This is a genomic window from Nocardia sp. NPDC023733, from assembly GCF_040639775.1.
In the GTDB taxonomy this organism is placed as follows: Bacteria; Actinomycetota; Actinomycetes; order Mycobacteriales; family Mycobacteriaceae; genus Nocardia; species Nocardia rosealba.
The window spans coordinates 1,916,507-1,933,307 of record NZ_JBFAAN010000001.1; the positions used below are offsets into that span (position 1 = coordinate 1,916,507).

The 16,801-nt window shown below is 68.1% G+C and carries 18 protein-coding genes; 11 read left to right on the plus strand and 7 right to left on the minus strand.

From position 1 onward, the window contains the following. The first annotated feature begins 1 nt into the window (after position 1). The 6 genes from AB0F86_RS08855 to AB0F86_RS08880 are packed head-to-tail and all read left to right on the plus strand — an operon-like array spanning position 2 to position 7,012. Positions 2–898, plus strand: a complete 897-nt coding sequence (locus AB0F86_RS08855; RefSeq protein WP_356983040.1) for a hypothetical protein — start codon at positions 2–4, stop codon at positions 896–898. Then, positions 895–2,541, plus strand: coding sequence for a fatty acid CoA ligase family protein (locus tag AB0F86_RS08860; protein ID WP_356983042.1), 1,647 nt, complete (start codon positions 895–897; stop codon positions 2,539–2,541). Before AB0F86_RS08855 ends, AB0F86_RS08860 begins: the two co-directional genes overlap by 4 nt. Further along, positions 2,538–3,581 (plus strand): NAD-dependent epimerase/dehydratase family protein, encoded by a 1,044-nt coding sequence (locus AB0F86_RS08865; protein ID WP_356983044.1) that lies wholly within the window; start codon positions 2,538–2,540, stop codon positions 3,579–3,581. The genes AB0F86_RS08860 and AB0F86_RS08865 overlap by 4 nt, the downstream gene beginning before the upstream one ends. A gap of 17 nt (positions 3,582–3,598) precedes the next feature. Further along, positions 3,599–4,795, plus strand: coding sequence for a peptide synthetase (locus AB0F86_RS08870; RefSeq protein ID WP_356983046.1), 1,197 nt, complete (start codon positions 3,599–3,601; stop codon positions 4,793–4,795). Next, on the plus strand, positions 4,792–6,873 hold the full coding sequence (locus AB0F86_RS08875) for an MMPL family transporter (protein ID WP_356983048.1): 2,082 nt from the start codon (positions 4,792–4,794) through the stop codon (positions 6,871–6,873). The genes AB0F86_RS08870 and AB0F86_RS08875 overlap by 4 nt, the downstream gene beginning before the upstream one ends. Then, complete coding sequence (locus tag AB0F86_RS08880; protein WP_225280356.1) at positions 6,857–7,012, plus strand: hypothetical protein; 156 nt, start codon at positions 6,857–6,859, stop codon at positions 7,010–7,012. Before AB0F86_RS08875 ends, AB0F86_RS08880 begins: the two co-directional genes overlap by 17 nt. On the opposite strand, the gene AB0F86_RS08885 is transcribed toward AB0F86_RS08880, so the two are convergent. Further along, entirely contained in the window at positions 7,009–7,701 is a 693-nt protein-coding gene (locus tag AB0F86_RS08885) for a hypothetical protein (RefSeq protein WP_356983050.1), read from the minus strand. The genes AB0F86_RS08880 and AB0F86_RS08885 overlap by 4 nt on opposite strands. Positions 7,702–7,822: 121 nt before the next feature. On the opposite strand from AB0F86_RS08885, the gene AB0F86_RS08890 reads away from it, so the two are divergent. Further along, complete coding sequence (locus AB0F86_RS08890; protein ID WP_225279690.1) at positions 7,823–8,164, plus strand: hypothetical protein; 342 nt, start codon at positions 7,823–7,825, stop codon at positions 8,162–8,164. Positions 8,165–8,191: 27 nt separating this feature from the next. Here the strand turns inward: AB0F86_RS08890 and AB0F86_RS08895 are convergent, their stop codons facing one another. The 3 genes from AB0F86_RS08895 to AB0F86_RS08905 all read right to left on the minus strand — a co-directional run bounded on the left by AB0F86_RS08895 (position 8,192) and on the right by AB0F86_RS08905 (position 11,182). Continuing rightward, a complete protein-coding gene (locus tag AB0F86_RS08895) occupies positions 8,192–8,563 on the minus strand; it encodes a nuclear transport factor 2 family protein (RefSeq protein ID WP_225279689.1) in 372 nt (123 codons plus the stop codon). A 393-nt stretch (positions 8,564–8,956) separates the two neighbouring features. After that, positions 8,957–10,309, minus strand: coding sequence for an amidase (locus AB0F86_RS08900; protein ID WP_356983053.1), 1,353 nt, complete (start codon positions 10,307–10,309; stop codon positions 8,957–8,959). A gap of 111 nt (positions 10,310–10,420) precedes the next feature. Continuing rightward, the gene (locus AB0F86_RS08905; RefSeq protein WP_356983055.1) at positions 10,421–11,182 is read right to left on the minus strand and encodes a 3-hydroxyacyl-CoA dehydrogenase; all 762 of its coding nucleotides are present in this window, start codon (positions 11,180–11,182) and stop codon (positions 10,421–10,423) included. Positions 11,183–11,251: 69 nt separating this feature from the next. Here AB0F86_RS08905 and AB0F86_RS08910 point away from each other — a divergent pair, with 69 nt between their 5' ends. Continuing rightward, on the plus strand, positions 11,252–11,854 hold the full coding sequence (locus AB0F86_RS08910; protein WP_356983057.1) for a TetR family transcriptional regulator: 603 nt from the start codon (positions 11,252–11,254) through the stop codon (positions 11,852–11,854). A gap of 50 nt (positions 11,855–11,904) precedes the next feature. Here AB0F86_RS08910 and AB0F86_RS08915 read toward each other — a convergent pair whose 3' ends face one another. Both AB0F86_RS08915 and AB0F86_RS08920 read right to left on the minus strand, forming a co-directional pair. Further along, positions 11,905–12,708: a HEAT repeat domain-containing protein gene (locus AB0F86_RS08915; RefSeq protein ID WP_356983059.1), complete on the minus strand. Its 804-nt coding sequence runs from the start codon at positions 12,706–12,708 to the stop codon at positions 11,905–11,907. Positions 12,709–13,025: 317 nt separating this feature from the next. Further along, on the minus strand, positions 13,026–13,595 hold the full coding sequence (locus AB0F86_RS08920) for a hypothetical protein (RefSeq protein WP_356983061.1): 570 nt from the start codon (positions 13,593–13,595) through the stop codon (positions 13,026–13,028). 86 nt (positions 13,596–13,681) lie between these two features. Here AB0F86_RS08920 and AB0F86_RS08925 point away from each other — a divergent pair, with 86 nt between their 5' ends. Together AB0F86_RS08925 and AB0F86_RS08930 are read left to right on the plus strand one after the other, a co-directional pair. After that, complete coding sequence (locus AB0F86_RS08925) at positions 13,682–14,404, plus strand: VIT family protein (RefSeq protein ID WP_225279683.1); 723 nt, start codon at positions 13,682–13,684, stop codon at positions 14,402–14,404. Between the two features lie 390 nt (positions 14,405–14,794). After that, entirely contained in the window at positions 14,795–15,460 is a 666-nt protein-coding gene (locus tag AB0F86_RS08930; RefSeq protein WP_356983063.1) for a TetR/AcrR family transcriptional regulator, read from the plus strand. 54 nt (positions 15,461–15,514) lie between these two features. Here the strand turns inward: AB0F86_RS08930 and AB0F86_RS08935 are convergent, their stop codons facing one another. Continuing rightward, positions 15,515–16,075 carry an EF-hand domain-containing protein gene (locus tag AB0F86_RS08935; RefSeq protein ID WP_356983065.1) on the minus strand — a complete coding sequence of 187 codons (561 nt, stop codon included), beginning with the start codon at positions 16,073–16,075 and terminating at the stop codon, positions 15,515–15,517. 137 nt (positions 16,076–16,212) lie between these two features. Here AB0F86_RS08935 and AB0F86_RS08940 point away from each other — a divergent pair, with 137 nt between their 5' ends. Further along, a complete protein-coding gene (locus AB0F86_RS08940; protein ID WP_356983067.1) occupies positions 16,213–16,743 on the plus strand; it encodes a nuclear transport factor 2 family protein in 531 nt (176 codons plus the stop codon). Positions 16,744–16,801 lie beyond the last annotated feature (58 nt).

Below are 16,801 nucleotides of genomic sequence, written 5' to 3' on the forward strand. Positions count from 1 at the left end.
CATGGGCGTGCGTATCCGAGCCACCGGTACCAGTCGGTCGACCGACACCCACAGCATCGTCGAGCACAGCGGGCGCGCGGCCCGTCACTGCCTGGAACAGGCCGGAATCCGGCCCGATCAGGTCGGTGTGCTCATCAACACCGGCGTCTTCCGCGATTCCAACACCGTGGAACCCGCCGTCGCCGCGATGATCCAGAAGGCCGCGGGTATCGGCCTGGACTACGGCAAGAACGACCCGCGCACCTTCTCCTTCGACCTGATGAACGGTGCGACCGGCGTGGTCAACGCGGTGCAGGTCGCCGGCGCGATCCTGGCGACGGGCACCGAGCACGTGCTGATCGTCGCAGGCGACACCCATCCCTCGCTCACCCGCTCGCGCGCGGATACCGAATTCCCCTATGCCACAGCCGGTGCCGCGTTGCTGCTCGAGCACGTCGAGGGCGCGGAGGGCTTCGGACCCGTGCACACCGTCACCGCACCCGGCACACCGGCCGGACAGGCCTACGTCGACACCGCGACGATGGGCACCGTCGGCCGCGGCCTCATGACGGTGGAACGCGAGCCCGATTTCGAGGACCGGGTGCTGGCGGTGGCGGCCGAGGCGGGTCGCGCGGCGCTGGCCGAGGCGCCGGACGCTCGCGTCGCACTCATCGCCTCCACCCCGAGCGCACACTTCCCCAAGCGCCTGGCCGACGCCCTCGGCCTGGACCAGAATGCCGTGCGCACACCGGATCTCACCGACGGCGATCCACACACCGCCGCGCTCCCCCTTGCCTACGCGCGCGCCACCGAGAATGCCTCGCTCGGTGGGTTCACCCACATCCTGTTCGTCGGTGCCGGCGCCGGTCCGTCGGCCGCGGCCACCCTCTACCGGCTGCCCGAGGAGCACCTCGCGTGACCACCGCGACCTACTGGGCCACGATCGACCGCTTCCGGGAATTCGCCCGCACCGAACCCGATCGCCCGGCGGTGATCTACCCCGACGGCACCACCGCCGACGGTATGCCGGACTACCGGCGGATCACCTACCACGATCTCGACCGGTGGTCCGACGCCATCGCCGAACACCTGACGAGTTCAGGCGTCGGCAGCGGCACCCGCACCATCGTGCTGGTGTTGCCGAGCCCGGAGCTGTACGCGATCCTGTTCGCGCTGTTGAAGATCGGTGCGGTGCCGGTGGTGATCGACCCGGGCATGGGTGTGCGGCGCATGGTGCACTGCCTGCGCGCGGTCGAGGCCGAGGCGTTCATCGGGATCCCGCAGGCACACGCGCTGCGAGTGCTGTTCCCGCGCAGCTTCCGCCGGGTGCGCACCACCCTGACCGTCGGCCGCCGCTGGTTCTGGGGCGGCCCCACCCTGCAATCGTGGGGCCGCACTCCGGCGGGTCTGCTGCCCGACCGTGCGCCCGCCGCCGAGGACGACCTGCTCATCATCGGTTTCACCACCGGAAGCACGGGCCCGGCCAAGGCGGTCGAACTCACCCACGGCAATCTCGCCGCCATGGTCGAGCACGTGCACGCCGCCCGCGGCCACACGCCGCCGGAGTCCTCGCTGGTCACCCTGCCACTGGTCGGCGTGCTCGACTTGCTGCTCGGCTCCCGGTGCGTGCTGCCGCCGCTGATTCCCAGCAAGGTCGGTTCCACCGATCCGGCGCACGTGGTCGACGCGATCACCAAGTTCGGGGTGCGCACGATGTTCGCCTCCCCGGCTGTGCTGATCCCGCTGCTCGCCCACCTGCGGTCGCACCCCGTCGAACTCGACACCCTTGGCAGCATCTTCTCCGGAGGTGCGCCGGTGCCCGCGTGGTGCATCGCCGGACTGCGCGAGGTCTTGCGTCCCGATGTCGAGATCTTCGCGGGCTACGGTTCCACCGAGGCGCTGCCGATGACGACGATCGAATCGCGGGAATTGCTCGACGGCCTGGTCGAACGGGCGGCACACGGTGAGGGCACCTGCATCGGACGTCCCACCGACGATGTCCAGGTGCGGCTCGTCGCCGTCACAGACGCCCCGATCGCGAATCTCGCCGACGCCGAACCCACCGACCGGATCGGCGAGATCGTCGTCGCCGCACCCAATGTGAGCACCCGCTACTACTGGCCCGCCGAGGCCAACGCGCTGGGCAAGATCCACGACGGTGACCGCGTCTGGCACCGCACCGGTGACCTGGGCTGGATCGACGAGCAGGGCCGCGTGTGGTTCTGCGGTCGCAAGAGTCAGCGGTTGAGCACCGCCGCGGGACCGATGTTCACCGTGCAGGTCGAGCAGGTCTTCAACGCGGTACGTGGCGTTTCGCGCACGGCGCTGGTCGGTGTCGGTCAACCCGGTGCGCACCGGCCGGTGCTGTGTGTAGAACTGGAGCCGGGTGCCGATGCGGTGGCCGTGGACCTGCGCCTGCGCGACCGTGCCGCCGCGTTCGACACCGCCGTACCGATCACCGATTTCCTCATCCACCCCGGTTTCCCGGTCGACATCCGGCACAACGCCAAGATCGGCCGCGAAGAACTCGCCCGTTGGGCAACGAAGAAGCTGAACTCATGAAGATCCTCGTCACCGGCGCGTCCGGATTCCTCGGCGGCGCCATCGTGCGCGCCCTGGTGGCCGACGGCACGCACGACGTGTCGATCCTGGTGCGGCGCACCAGCGTGCTCGACGACCTCGGCACCGCACGCGCGGCCGTCACGATCGTCGAAGGCGACCTGACCGACGCCGACTCGCTGCGCCGCGCCGCCGACGGGGTGGACGCGGTGATCCACAGCGCGGCCCGCGTCGACGAACGCGGCACCCGGGCCCAGTTCTGGGTGGAGAACGTGCGCGCCACCGAACTGCTGCTCGAGGCCGCCCGTCACGGCGGTGCACACCGATTCGTGTTCATCTCCAGCCCCAGTGCCCTGATGGACCGTGACGGCGGCGACCAGATCGACGTCGACGAATCGCTGCCCTATCCGCGCCGCTACCTCAATCACTATTCCGAGACCAAGGCGACGGCCGAACAGGCCGTGCTCGCCGCGAACACCACCGAATTCAGCACCGTGGCGTTGCGTCCGCGCGCGATCTGGGGTGCCGGTGACCGGTCGGGCCCGATCGTGCGGTTGCTCGCCCGCACTGCCGACGGCGCCCTGCCCGACCTGTCGTACGGCCGGACAATCGAGGCGTCGCTGTGCCACGTGGACAACATCGTCCACGCCTGCCTGCTCGCGCTGAGTGCCCAGAACATCGGTGGCAAGGCGTATTTCATCGCCGATGCCGAGAAGACCGATGTGTGGGGGTTTCTCGGCGAGGTCGCCGAGGGGCTCGGCCTCCAGCGGCCGACGCGAAGGCCGAATCCGCGTGTCCTCGCCGCCGTTGTCGCGGCCATCGAGGCGGTGTGGCGGATTCCGGCCGTGGCACGGCGCTGGTCGCCGCCGCTGTCGCGCTACGCCGTCGCCCTGATGACCCGCACCGCCACCTACGACACCGGCGCGGCCCGCGCCGACCTGGGCTACCGCCCCGTCGTCGACCGCGACACAGGGCTGTCCACCTTCTTGGTCTGGCTCGAGGCCCAGGGCGGCATCGAGTCGCTCGCCGGGCACCTGCGGTAACACTCCGAGAGGCAATCATGAACGGCGACACCGTCTTCCGTCGGCCCGTGACGACCACCGAACGCATGTACTTCCCCATGCGCACCCTCGCCCCGCCCTTCCTCATGCAGCTCGTCGTGCCGGGTGTGGGCGCGATCGACCCGCAGCGGTTGCGCACCGCGGTTGCCGCGGCGGCCGAAGTCACACCGGGCGCGCGGCTGCGCAGGCAGGGCGACATCTGGGTGGACAGCGGCATCGTCCCCGCCGTCCGGGTGGTGGATGACCACGAATTCGGTTATCCGGCATTGGAATCCGATCCGGTCCTTACCAGCGATATCGGGCCGACCGCGGATGCCACCGTCGAGGTCCTGCTGCTCACCGCAAACACACCGACCCTGGTATTCCGCGTCTTCCACGGCGTGATGGACGGTATGGGCATGGTGCTGTGGGCGACCAATGTGCTGCGCGCGCTGCGTGGCGACGACCCTGTACCTCAGCCCGACCCAGTGGCCGATCAGCAACTCGTCGATCGGGTCGGTGCGCCGGGCAAGCCGACGCCGATGATTCCGCGCTACCGCAGCGCGGTGGGACGCGGCAGGCAGCGGCGCGGCACCGCCCGGCATCTGCTGCGGCACCGGCGCGTGCAGGCCGCCGGACCCGGTGCGCTGGCACGCGTCTGCGCCCTGCTGGCCGCCGAAACTCCGGGAACTTCGCGGATCATGATGCCCGTCGACCTGCGCCGTCACGATCCGGCGCTGCGCTCGACCGCCAACCTCGCGCTGCCGCTGTTCCTCGACATCGCACCGGGCCAGGACTGGACGCAAGTCAAAGACGACATCAAAGCCGGGCTCGCGCAGCGGCGGGAACTGAATCAGCTGGCCAACACCCGCATCACCCTGGTCCCTGACCCGGTCAATCGGGGTGTGCTGCGGACGACGAACTGGCTCGGTGCGCGGCTGGGCCGCAACCTGGCCTCGGCCACCGTCTCCCACATGGGCCGATTCACCTCCGACGACCTCGCGGTCCCCGGTTTCCGGCCCACCGGGTTGTTCGTGCTCCCCCAGCACAGCGTCGCCATGCCGTTGCTGTTCGGCCTCACCGAATTCGACGGCCACACCGAGCTCACCGTGTCGGCCCGCAACGGCGCCGGAATCGAAGCACGGCTCGAAGCCCTGCTCGACCGGATCGTCACGATGTTGGAAGCCGAACTACCCGTGGTGGATTCGGCGCGGTGACCACACTCGCCCGGTTCGTCACGGCCCGGCCGCGCACCGTCCTCGCCGTGGTCGTGGTGTTCATCGGGTTGTGCGCCGCATACGGTGCGACGGTGACCGAACGCCTCAGCGCGGGCGGGTTCGTCGACGGCGGCAGTGAATCCGCCTTGGTCGACCGCTTCGTCACCGAACAGCTCGGCCCGCAGAGCCCCGACGTGGTCGCGCTCTACACCGCACCCGAAGGTCGCACGATCGACGAGATCGGCCCACAGGTGCGCGCCGCCCTCGACCGCGTCGACCCGGCGCTGCTCGCCCGGCCCGTGGAGAGTTACTGGTCGGCGGTGGTGCCGCGCAAGAACTTCCTGGTGTCCGAGGACCGCAGGCACGCGGTGGCCGTGGTGTACACCGCCGGTGACGACACCGCCCGCATCGCCGCGTATCCCGCCGTCGCCGAGGCGCTGCGCGTGCCCGGTGTCGAAACCCGGCTGTCGGGCTACAGCGCCCTCAATGCCGAGATCATCGACCGGTCCCAGCGTGATCTCGTTGTGGCCGAGTCGATTTCGCTGCCGTTGACACTGCTGGTTCTCGTCCTGGTGTTCGGGGGCATCGCGGCGGGCGCGTTGCCGGTGGTGGTCGGCATGCTCGCCGTCGGTGGTGCGCTCGGCGCCATCCGGTTGCTGACCGAGGTCACCGAGGTCACCACCTTCGCGGTCAATATCGCGTCCCTGCTGGGGCTCGGCATGGCCATCGACTACGGGCTGTTCCTGGTGAACCGGTTCCGGGAGGAATACGGTGCGGGCGTGGATATCGGCGGCGCGGTCGACCGGACGATGGCCAGTGCCGGGCGCACGGTCGCCGTGTCGGCGGCGCTGCTGATCTGCGCGTTCGCGGGCACCTTCGTCTTCCCGCAGGCCGTGCTCCGCTCACTCGGTATCGGCGCGGTGGCGGCCGTCGCGTTGGCGGCGGGCCTGTCGCTCACGGTGCTGCCGGCATTGCTCGTGCTTTTCGGCGCCCGCATCGGGCGCGCGAAACCGACCACACGCACCGAACACTTCTGGGGCCGGGTGGTCGACGCGGTGCTGCGCAGGCCGGGAACGGTGACGATCGCCGTCGGCGCGGTCCTGCTCGTCCTCGCCGCACCGCTGGCCGGTATCCGTCTCGGCGAGATCGACCACCGCGCGTTGCCCGCCGACAGTCCGATGCGCCACACGGTCGAGGAGCTCACCGCTCAGTTCCCCGCGGCGGCGAGCGGGGCGACGGTGCTGCTGCGCGGTCTCGACGGCCCACCGCAATCGGCGGCCGTGTCGGGCGCACTCGACGCGATCGGTGACGTTGCGGGTGTCGACGATGTCGTCCAGGTGGGACGCGACGACGACTTCGTCGTCCTGCACGTCTTCCTCACCCACGCCGACCGCAGCGAGCAAGCCACCGCCGCCGTCCGCGCCATCCGCGCACTACCCGCACCGGGTGCCACCACGGTCGAGGTGGGCGGTGACACCGCGGCCACCCTCGACAGCGTGGACGCGACGCTGGACCGGCTGCCGCTGATGATCGCCGTGATGGTGCTGGTCACGATGGTGCTGCTCACCGTGGCTTTCCGCTCGGTGGTCCTGCCGCTCAAAGCCGTGGCCATGGCGTTTCTCAGCCTGGGCGCCACCTTCGGGGTGCTCACCTGGATCTTCGTCGGCGGTCACGGTGCGAGCCTGCTCGGCATCAGCCACGGACCGCTCCCGGCGGGCATGACGGTGCTCATCATCGCGGTGGTTTTCGGGTTGTCCACCGATTACGAGGTGTTCCTGCTGTCGCGGATGGCCGAGGCCCACCGTGCGGGCGCGGACACGGCGACGGCGGTGCGCGTCGGGACCGTGCGGACGGCCCGGGTCATCACCGCCGCCGCCGTGCTGCTGGTTCTGGTCACCGGCGCGTTCGCGCTGTCACCGCTCACGCCCATGCGGCTGCTCGGCATCGGCATGATCATCGCCCTGATCCTCGATGCCACCCTGGTGCGCATGCTGCTGGTTCCCGCCCTGGTCCAGCTCATGGGACCGGCGAACTGGTGGTTGCCGCGACTATCGTGGGGGCGTGGGCATCATGGGTGAAATGTTTCCTGGCAAGAAGCTGCAGCACGAAGGCAGCGGTGACAGCGACGGCCAGGCACGCGAACCTCACCTCGATCTCGACCTCGACGCCGGTGTCGTCCGCCTGACGCCACCCGACGTCAGGCCGACCGAGGACTAGCGGGGCGAACCGGCCAGCGCGGTTCCCGCACCGAGGCGTTCGAGCAGCGGATGCGGGTCGCGCAGCAACTCGGCGGACACCACTTCCGACCAGTCGTATCGACCGTTCTCACACACCAACTCGACCAGCGACAGCGACGACACCGTGTCGTCGAGGGTGAAGTCGGCGAATCCATCGGCGGCGAGCGCGTCCTCGATCTCGCCCACCGGCACCGGTGTCTTCGTGTAGGCCAGCGCCAGGTACGGGAGCAACGGCTCACCGAATTCGGGCACGCGCTCGCGGATCCAGACATCGGTCAACGCGCGGGTGAGGTCCTCACGGACGCGCAGTAACTCCTCGGGCAGCGCGATGGGTAATCGGACCCCGTCGACGGCGACCACCGGCGGGCCGAAGGTGATGGGGAACGGCGCGTGCTCGGCGAGCAGGCTGCGCGAACCCTCGACCAGACGGGCCAGATCGACGCCCTTCACCCCGTCGACGAAGCCCACACCCTGCACTTCCACCCGCAGACGCGGCGCGTCGACTTGTTCGAGGCCGGGCACCCGCGCCACAGTAGGGGCGAAGATCTCCACGAGCTTGTCGGCGACGGGCTGCGTCGGCATCACCTGCCAGTCGTAGAAGGAACGGCCCGGGGTCCACCCCGGCCGCCACCACCAGCGACTCGCCGTCGTCATCGCGCTCATGTCCATGTGTCGCACCTCCGCCTGCGATGCCTGGCTACCTCTCGGTCAAGAACTACCCCGCCGAGATCACGGACCAACCCGACGAGACCGATCCGTTGCCGGTTCGAATCCCGATTACACTCATCGCATGTCTGTTCGACGGCGGATCACGCTCCTCGCGTTCGCCCTGCTGCTCCCCCTCTCCGCCACCGCCTGTACCGTCACCGGGCCAGGAACCACCTCCGAATGCACCGTCAGCGGTTGCACCGTGACCTTCGACCGAGGCGTGAACGCCAAGGCGTCGGTACTCGGCATCGACGCCGAACTCGTCGCCGTGAACGGCAACATCGTCACCCTGCGCATCGGCGGTCAGGAAGTGACCGTGCCCGCCGGGGAATCACAGCCCGCGCAAGGGATGGACGTGCGCGTCAGCGAGGTCACCGACCAGAAGGTCGTCGTCGTGCTCTCCACCGGCCTGAACCAGAACTGACGCATCGGAAACCGTTGTGCGCCATGCTCATCCGAGTACGTTGGGTTGATCGAGGATCCAGCGCCACGTCCCGTCGGGCTGTCTACGGGCCACTTCGACGGTCGCCCCGGTACCGCCGGGCAGGCGGGAGGACGTGAGCGCGAGATCGCCCGCGCGTAATGCCGGTGCCTGCGGGCCCGGCTGGAACACCGGGCGGTCGGCGACGAGCCGGGCGTAGGCGGCCCTGATCTCCTCGACCCCGGTGGCGACCACACCGTCGGGCAACGCGAGCACCGCGTCGCTCTCGTAGAGCTCGACCAGGCCGTCCACATCGCCGGCGTTCAACCGTTCGACCACCAGTCTGCTCAGATCCTCCGGGCGCCTCGCCCGTTCCCTGGCACCCTCGATACTGTCGGTCATCGTCACCCTCCTCGACTCGGGTTGTGCGCCAACGGTAGCGCCGGGGTACGACACGAACCCGGCACCGGCCCCGCCCCGGAAACCACGAAACCCCCGAAAACCCAGGGGCGTTCGGAGGTTTCGCGGACAAATATGGTGTCAGCCGATCACAGCGGCGGGAACCCCGACGATCCGGTCGCCATCCAGTTCCAGAACTCCGCAGCGCGGTTCGTCACCAAAGCGATGACGTCGAGGACAGTGCTTCCCATTGTCTTCCTTCATCCGAACGAACACTCTTGCGCCCTCACCATAGCAACCGGCTTCGAGTGCACAACGTTGTGATAACGGACAGATGACAGGCCTGTCTTTTGCCACGGCGAGTCGGCATGCCCAGAGATTCGTCCAGCCCGTCGGTCACACAGACCGATCATCGTCCGAGGCTCGCCGAGGCCATGGACGAAGCCGCTCGAGTTGCGCCGCAAGGGAAATCAACAAGTCTTCGCCGCCAGGTGCGGAGCAAAGCTGAACGCCGATCGGCAAGCCTTCGGCGGAAAGTCCCGCGGGCACCGTCAGCACCGGATGCCGAGCGAGGTTGAGCGGCAGCAGGAAGGGCAGGAGCCGACTGGCGGCGAGGTGGGTGCGGATCATCCCGGCATTGGCCCAGCCGCCCGCGCGTGGGGGCAGTTGGGCCAATGTCGGGGTCAAGAGCACGTCGTAGTGGGCGAACCACGCCGCGAAACGTGCGGCCGTCCCGGCGGGAACCGCGTCGGCGGCGAGGGGCAAGCGCCGCAGCATTTTCCCGGCCCGCACGATCGCACCGGTACGCCGTTCCAATGTTCGCGTGTCGAGCCCGTCTGCGTCGTCGGCGGAGCCGGCAAAGTAGCGAACGATGTAACGCGGGTGGTCCCGAATACGCCAGGGCGCGGGGGCCGTTTCCACGACATGACCGGCGCCGCGCAGAGCCTGCACCGTTGCCTCGAGTGACGCGCGGACCTGCGGGTCGACGCGCACTCCGGGCACGGGCGGATCCACGGTGACACCGACGCGTATCGCCATATCCGGATGGCCGTCAGCATTCCGGAAGCGGTCGGTGCCGGCGAGCACGTCGAGCATCAGGGCGGCGTCAGCGACAGTGGTCGCGATCGGACCGAGTTCGGACATCCCTCGCCAGCCGGGTCCGGTCCGCGGCACAAGGCCGGGTCCGGGCTTCACACCGACGACGCCGCAGCACGAAGCCGGAATGCGGATCGACCCACCGCCACCGGACGCGAGCGCCAAAGGCACCATTCCGGCCGCGACAGCAGCCGCCGAGCCACCGCTCGAACCGCCGGACGAGTACTCCGGATTCCATGGATTGCGGGTGACACCGAACGCCACGCTCTCGGTGAACGGGCCCTGACACAGCTCCGGCAGGGTGGTCTTGCCGACCACCAGCGCCCCGGCGGCACGCAGTCTGCGTACGAGCTCGTCATCTGTATCGGCGGGCGCGGCAGCTGTCGCGAAGGTTCCGTGCCTGGTCGGGCACCCCGCGACATCGATGTGGTCCTTGATCCCCACCGGCACCCCGGCCAACGGAAGCAGCGCCAGATCGGACCGTCGAGCAAGCGCCGCCGCTTCCGCGCGCACCTCGTCGCGGCGCACCACACAAAACGCGTTCAACGAGGCATCGGCACCGATCCGCGCCAGCGCCGCTTCCACCACATCGACCGGCGAAACCTGGCCCGATCTCACCGCAGCCGCGATCTCTACCGCCGTCGAACCGGTCACGAACTCCGACGGTACCGGGAAACCTTGTCAGGGCGGTGCTTTCGACGAAGACGACCGCGCCGATATCCGGTCGACCTTGTTGCCGACCGGATGCCGTGTGGCACAGTGGACTCAGCGCGGGGCCATTCGGATGGCGCCGTCGAGGCGGATGGTTTCGCCGTTGAGCATCGGGTTCTCCACGATGTGGCGGGCCAGTGCGGCGAACTCGGTCGGCTGACCGAGGCGGGAGGGGTGCGGGACCTGGGCGCCGAGGGACTGCAGGGCCTCCTCGGGCAGCGTCTCGAATAGCGGCGTGCGGAACAGGCCGGGTGCGATGGTGACGACGCGGATCTTGAAGCTCGCCAGGTCGCGCGCGACCGGCAGGGTCAGGCCGACGATGCCGCCCTTGGACGCCGAGTAGGCGGCCTGGCCGATCTGGCCGTCGTAGGCGGCGACCGAGGCGGTGTTGATGATGACGCCACGCTCCTCACCGACGGGCTCGGTGGCCGACATGCGTTCGGCGGCCAGCCGGATCACATTGAAGGTGCCGACGAGGTTCACGTTGATCACCTTGGTGAAGTCGGCGAGCGGGAAGGCGCCCTTCTTGCCGACCGTCTTGATCGCGTTGCCGATTCCGGCGCAGTTCACGGCGATCCGCAGCGGGGCCAGCGATTCAGCGATGTCGAGTGCCGCGACCACCGCCGATTCATCGGTCACATCCGCGGCTGCGAAAGCCGCGCCCTCGCCGAGTTCCTTGGCGATGGCCGCGCCGTTGGACGAGGGCAGGTCGACGATGACGACCTTGGCGCCCTTGGCGTGCAGTTCCTGCACGGTCGCCAAGCCGAGGCCCGACGCGCCGCCCGTGACGATCGCGGACGAGTTGACGAAATCCATACTTTTCTCCTGTTTCGGTGACGGCCCACCGATATTGACACACTTCGCCAAAACTGTTTGGCTTTCGCCGTGACCCAGCCTGCCCGCCGTCCCGGCCGTCCCTCCGTGCTGGACACCGCGGCCGTGTCCGCCGGTGCGCTGCGGTTGTGGACCGAGTATGGGTTCGCCGCCACCGGCTGGAACGAACTCGCCGAGGCCACGGGCGTGAGCACACGAACCCTGTTGCGGCACTTCTCGTCCCGCTCCGATATCGCCTGGATCGGTGTCGCACCGGCGACGGAGCGGCTGCGCGCGACACTCGCCGGGGCCGCCGCCGAGGAGTCGCCCGCGGTGGTGGTCAGGACCGCGATCGTCGAGTCGGTGTCGCGCGATCCACGGATCCAGGAGCTGGCGCCGGATTGGCTGCGGCTGATCTCGTCGGAGCCGGAACTCGCCGCGACCGCACCACGGATCTATCGACCGTGGATCGATACGCTCTCGGCCTACCTCGCCGATCGGCTGCCGAACTCCCCCGCTGCCATCTGCCGGGCCATCGCGACCGCCTACCAGTCCGCTACCTTCGCCGCGCTGATCGAATGGGCCGAGTCAGGGGCCCACGGTGACTGCGCGGACTCGGTGGATCGGATGCTGCACTGGATGGACCCGCACCTGCCGCGATCTGCGCCGAACTGACCTGCTCGCGAGGAGGAGAACAGCGCGGGGCGTGCGCCACCGGCGCTCGATCAGGATTCGCGGGCGGCGATCGCGGCCTGGATGCGGCGCAGTGTGCGCAGCCCCTTCTTCGCGGCGACACTCACCATGCCGTCGAACACCGTCGAGCCGCGGTCGGTGGCCATCAGCCGTTCCAGTGTCGGCACCGCGCTGTCGTCGCCGGTCGAGCCGAGGGCGACGGCCGCCCAGTAGCGCTGGTCGGCGTCCTCGCTCGAAGCCGCTTCGATCAGTCGCGGAATGATGTCCGGCGCGAATACCGACAGTGCGCTGGCGATGTAGCCGATGCGGTAGTAGCGGCGGTTCTCGAACTCGTCCCAGAGGGCGGCCAGCGCCGCATCGCCACCGATCATGCCGAGGGCTTCGGCGGCACGCTCGCGCATACCGCTGTTCGAGTCCCCCAGCAGGGGCACGAGGGCCGGAATCACCGATTCGTCGCCGAGGACACCCAGCGCGACGATCGCCTGGTCGCGGGCGATGTCCTGCGGGTGGTCGAGCATCGCGACCAGGCCCGGGACCGCGTCGTGGAAGCCGAGGGCGGCACAGCCCATCGCCGCCCATGCCTGGCAGTTGTAGCGGGTGTCGGCAAGAGAGGCGAGCAGCGGCTCGCGCAGCGTGTCGTCGCCGAAGAGTCCAGCCCGATTCAGCGCCCGGCTGTACAGCGTCCGGTGGTAGTCGGGATAGTCCCGCACGAGCGCACGCAGAGCTTCCGCCGCCGATGCGTCGCCCTCCTCGGTTCGCAGCAGCAGCTGCCGCAGGTTTTCCTCGCGAGTCTCGAGGTCACCGTCTTTGAGGAGTCGCGCGTCGGCTGGATTCACCGCCCAACGGTACCCGGTGACAAGCCCCTCCTGAGACCACCGGACCGCCACACGTATCTCGCGAACCCCTTGCTCGTCAGCCCGCCTGTCATGGTCGTTCGAGAGGACCCCAGTCCAGGGCGTCGACCGCTGCGCGATCACCTTCGAGCCAGCACCAGAGGATCTCGACGAGTTTCGCCTCGTCCCGGATGACGGTGCGCCTGACCTAAGGGGGTGCATCCGACAATTCGAGGTCGTAGTCGTCGGCGCCTGCCTTACCGCGCGGCCGAGATGGCCGGGGGTCCGGCGGAATTCGCACGGACAGGCAGCGGACGAAGTCAGTCGTGCACGATCGGTGTGCTGAAGTGGTACCAGTTCGGGGCGAAGCGCTCGTACACGTGTGCGTAGGGGCGCGGCGGTCCGCTCGGCGGTCTCGATCCGGGAGCGAAGTAGGCGACGCCGCCGTCGGTGGGGTAGATCGCGAAAAGGCACCCGCCGTCGTATGGATAGATGCCGTCGACGTGCATCACACCGAACCAGGTCGCATCACCCTTGGCGCACACCTGCGCGGCACGCGTGAACGAGTCTGCGGACAGCCACCAGGCGAGCCGGTCCGGTACCCCCGAAAACACCAGCGCGACACCGATTCCCACCACGATCGGAGCGATCATGACTGCCCGGTACTCGCGATACTTCGCGCAACCGATCGGCGCGAGAACCATCCACGCCACCCCGGCTGCGACCAGAACGGCACCTGCCAGCAGCAGAGCCGTCAAGGTGTAGTCGGTGACCACCTCGAACAGCAACACCGCAGTCCCGAAGCACGACGCCGCAGTTGTCGCACGCATGGCGTACTGCCATGTTCGCGATATCTCGACCGCCTCCGACGCCACCCCCGACTTCGTCATACTCGACAGCCTAGACACGCCGATGCGCCGGCTACGTCGAGGTCTTCGTGAACCAGCGGTGCGACGAGCTCGTTTAGGCTGATCGGGTGCAGGAATCGCCGACCGACACCCATCCGCACGAACCCCATACCGAGGGCCTGGCCTCCCGGCTGAACTGGCTGCGCGCCGGGGTACTCGGCGCCAACGACGGCATCGTCTCCACCGCCGGTCTGGTGGTCGGTGTTGCGGCGACGACGAACGACAGCACGACGATCCTCGCGGCGGGCGTGGCCGGGCTCGTCGCGGGCGCGATCTCCATGGCGGCCGGTGAGTACGTATCGGTGAGCACTCAACGCGATTCCGAGAAAGCGCTGCTGGCCAAGGAACGACGGGAACTGGCCGCCTTCCCCGACTACGAACTGGCCGAGCTCACCGAGATCTACCAGGCCAAGGGCCTGAGCCCGGCGACCGCGCGCCAGGTGGCCGAGGAACTGACCGCCCACGACGCCTTCACCGCCCACGCCGAAGCCGAACTCAAACTCGACCCGGACGAACTCACCAATCCATGGGCCGCCGCCGGCTCCTCGGCGATCGCGTTCACCTGCGGAGCGCTGCTCCCGCTGCTGGCGATCGTGTTGCCGCCGGCACAGTGGCGGGTGCCGGTGACCTTCGTGGCGGTACTCGTAGCGCTCGCGCTCACCGGGTCGCTGAGCGCGCGACTCGGCGGAAGCGCGCGAGGCAGAGCAGTGCTACGGGTCGTCGTCGGCGGTGCGCTTGCCATGGCGGTGACCTACGCGATCGGCACGCTCACCGACACCCTCGGCGGATGAGCGGTCAGGGGTTGGGCCGAGATCGGGTCGCCGTGTAACCCGGTCGACGGTATCGGGCGGGACTACCCGGTTCCAGGCGCGGCGAGACGCGTGACGTGGATACAAGCAGATCCGGGTCCTGCCGTGCCCTGGGATCTTCTTGGTGGAAGCCTTCAGGTGGCAGCCCTCCCACCGCGCCGACCCCGCCCATCAATGGCTGCGCTCGGCGCTGCGCGATCAGTCACCCGCAGCGGATGGGCCCCAAATGCCCGAACCGACAACGCCGTTCATGCGTCGTGACCGGCCACCGTCCGGCCGCGTGGATTTCGGTCCTCGCCCCATTTCAGGCAATCGCCGCCGTAACTAGACTTGCCGACGCTGAGATCGCGGCTGGACTCGAGGAGGGTGTGGGTGCCGCCCAAATCGACCAACCGACGGCGCCCCACTCAGGACCGTGCCAAGGCAACACGCGAGGACATACTCGATGCCGCCGCGGCACTGTTCGGCGAACGCGGCATCACCGATACCTCCACCAACCGCATCGCCGCTGCCGCCGGGGTGAGCATCGGAACCGTCTACCGATACTTCCCCGACCGAGCAACGATCGTCGAAGAACTACTCACCCGTATCCAGAACAACATCGAACGACGATTCACCGAACGTGCCCACGACCTCTCGGACACTCCCGTGCAGCAACTGGTTTCGGGCGTCTTGGAAGCCATCGTCGACGAGATGGTCACCGACGTCCCACTCGTACGCGCACTGATAGCCGGGTTGGACTTCTACAGCAGCGGCATGCCCGAGCTCGAAGTACGCCTGCGACTGCTGGTCAAAATGCAGATCATCCAGATCCTCGGACCCGGCGCCGACGACGAATACGACGTACTCACCATCACCATCATCAGTGCGTGTTTCGGCATAGTCCTACGCGCCGCCGTACTCGAAGACAGGCACATACGCGACGAGGTGATCGCGACGACTGCCCGCCTTGTAGCGGCATTCGCCGACAACGAGATCCAAGCCCGCACAACCGGCGAGAATCAGACCCGCCACTCACCTGCCGCACCATCGATATGACATTCGGAACCGTCACCCGAACAGCGGCTGGTGGCATGGCCGGAACGGATCAGGTCAATTCGGCAGCGAACCGAGCAGCCAACCGCCGGGGCCGTCGGGTGACTCGTCGAAGTAGTAGCCGCGGATCGCCTGCAGGATCTCGTCGGTGCCGACCAGACCGTCGCCGTCGGTATCCAGACGCGGATGCACTGCGCGGACATCGGATTCGGGCAGGTTCATCAACGCACCCGTCCAGCGAATGTACTCGTCGAGATTCAGCTGCCCATCGCCGTCGGTGTCGGCCACCGCCATGATCGCTTCCAGGAACGGTCGGTACCCCGCTTCGAAGGACTCCTCGGTGACGAGCAGACCTGCGGTGAACGCCCGCTTGTACTCGTCGAGGTCGATAGTTCCGTCACCGTCGGCGTCGGCGGCCGACACCAACCGCTCCCACAGTCCGAGACTCAATTCGAGCAGTCGCTCACGTGCGGGCGTGCCTGGGGCACGGCCGAACTCGTCGGCGAGGCGGATGGCCGAGTTTTCGAAATCCCGGCGTTCGATTCGACCGTTGTTGTCGACATCGAACGTCTGGAAACGTCGAGTCAACTTACGGTCGAGGATATCGTCGTTCGTCAAAGCGGTGGCCCTCCTGTTGCTGCGATGTCGGACAGTCATCGTTCGGGACTCGCGTGATGCTCGATCAGTATAGGCCTCCTCTGCGAATCACTTTGGCGACAAGGCGCTTTCGCGATTCGACCTGATTCGGATCACCCATGGCACACGATGAACATCCAGCCCGCGTCGGAGGTTGTGCAGCAACACTGGGAACAGCGGGGCCCACCGGGAGGTTCGATGTGGATATGACTGATACGACTGGAAGTAGCGATGAAGCGCAGATCCGGGAAGTGATCCACAGCTGGGTCGCCGCGTTCCGTAACCGAGATGTGTCGGCCGCGAAGGCGATCCACTCTCCGGACACTGTTTCCTTCGACATCGTTCCACCACTCCGCTACATCGGCTGGGACTCGTATCGAAAGCCATGGGAGGACACGTTCGACGGTTTCATCGGAGCGATCGATTTCGAGATACGCGATCTGGTGATCACCGTGGGCGACGACATGGCCTTCAGCCGGAGCCTGAACCGGATGATGGGCACCATGGCAGACGGGCAGAAGACCGACTTCTGGTTCCGCTGGACGGCCTGTTTCCAGAAGATCGGCGGCAGGTGGCTCATCGTGCACGATCGCACCTCGGTCCCGACCGACTTCGGTACCGGGACAGCAGTATTGGATCTTGCGCCGTAGGAAAGCCGAAGTCGATGGCTCGACTACTTCCACCGGAACGTACCGCAACCACCCGGGC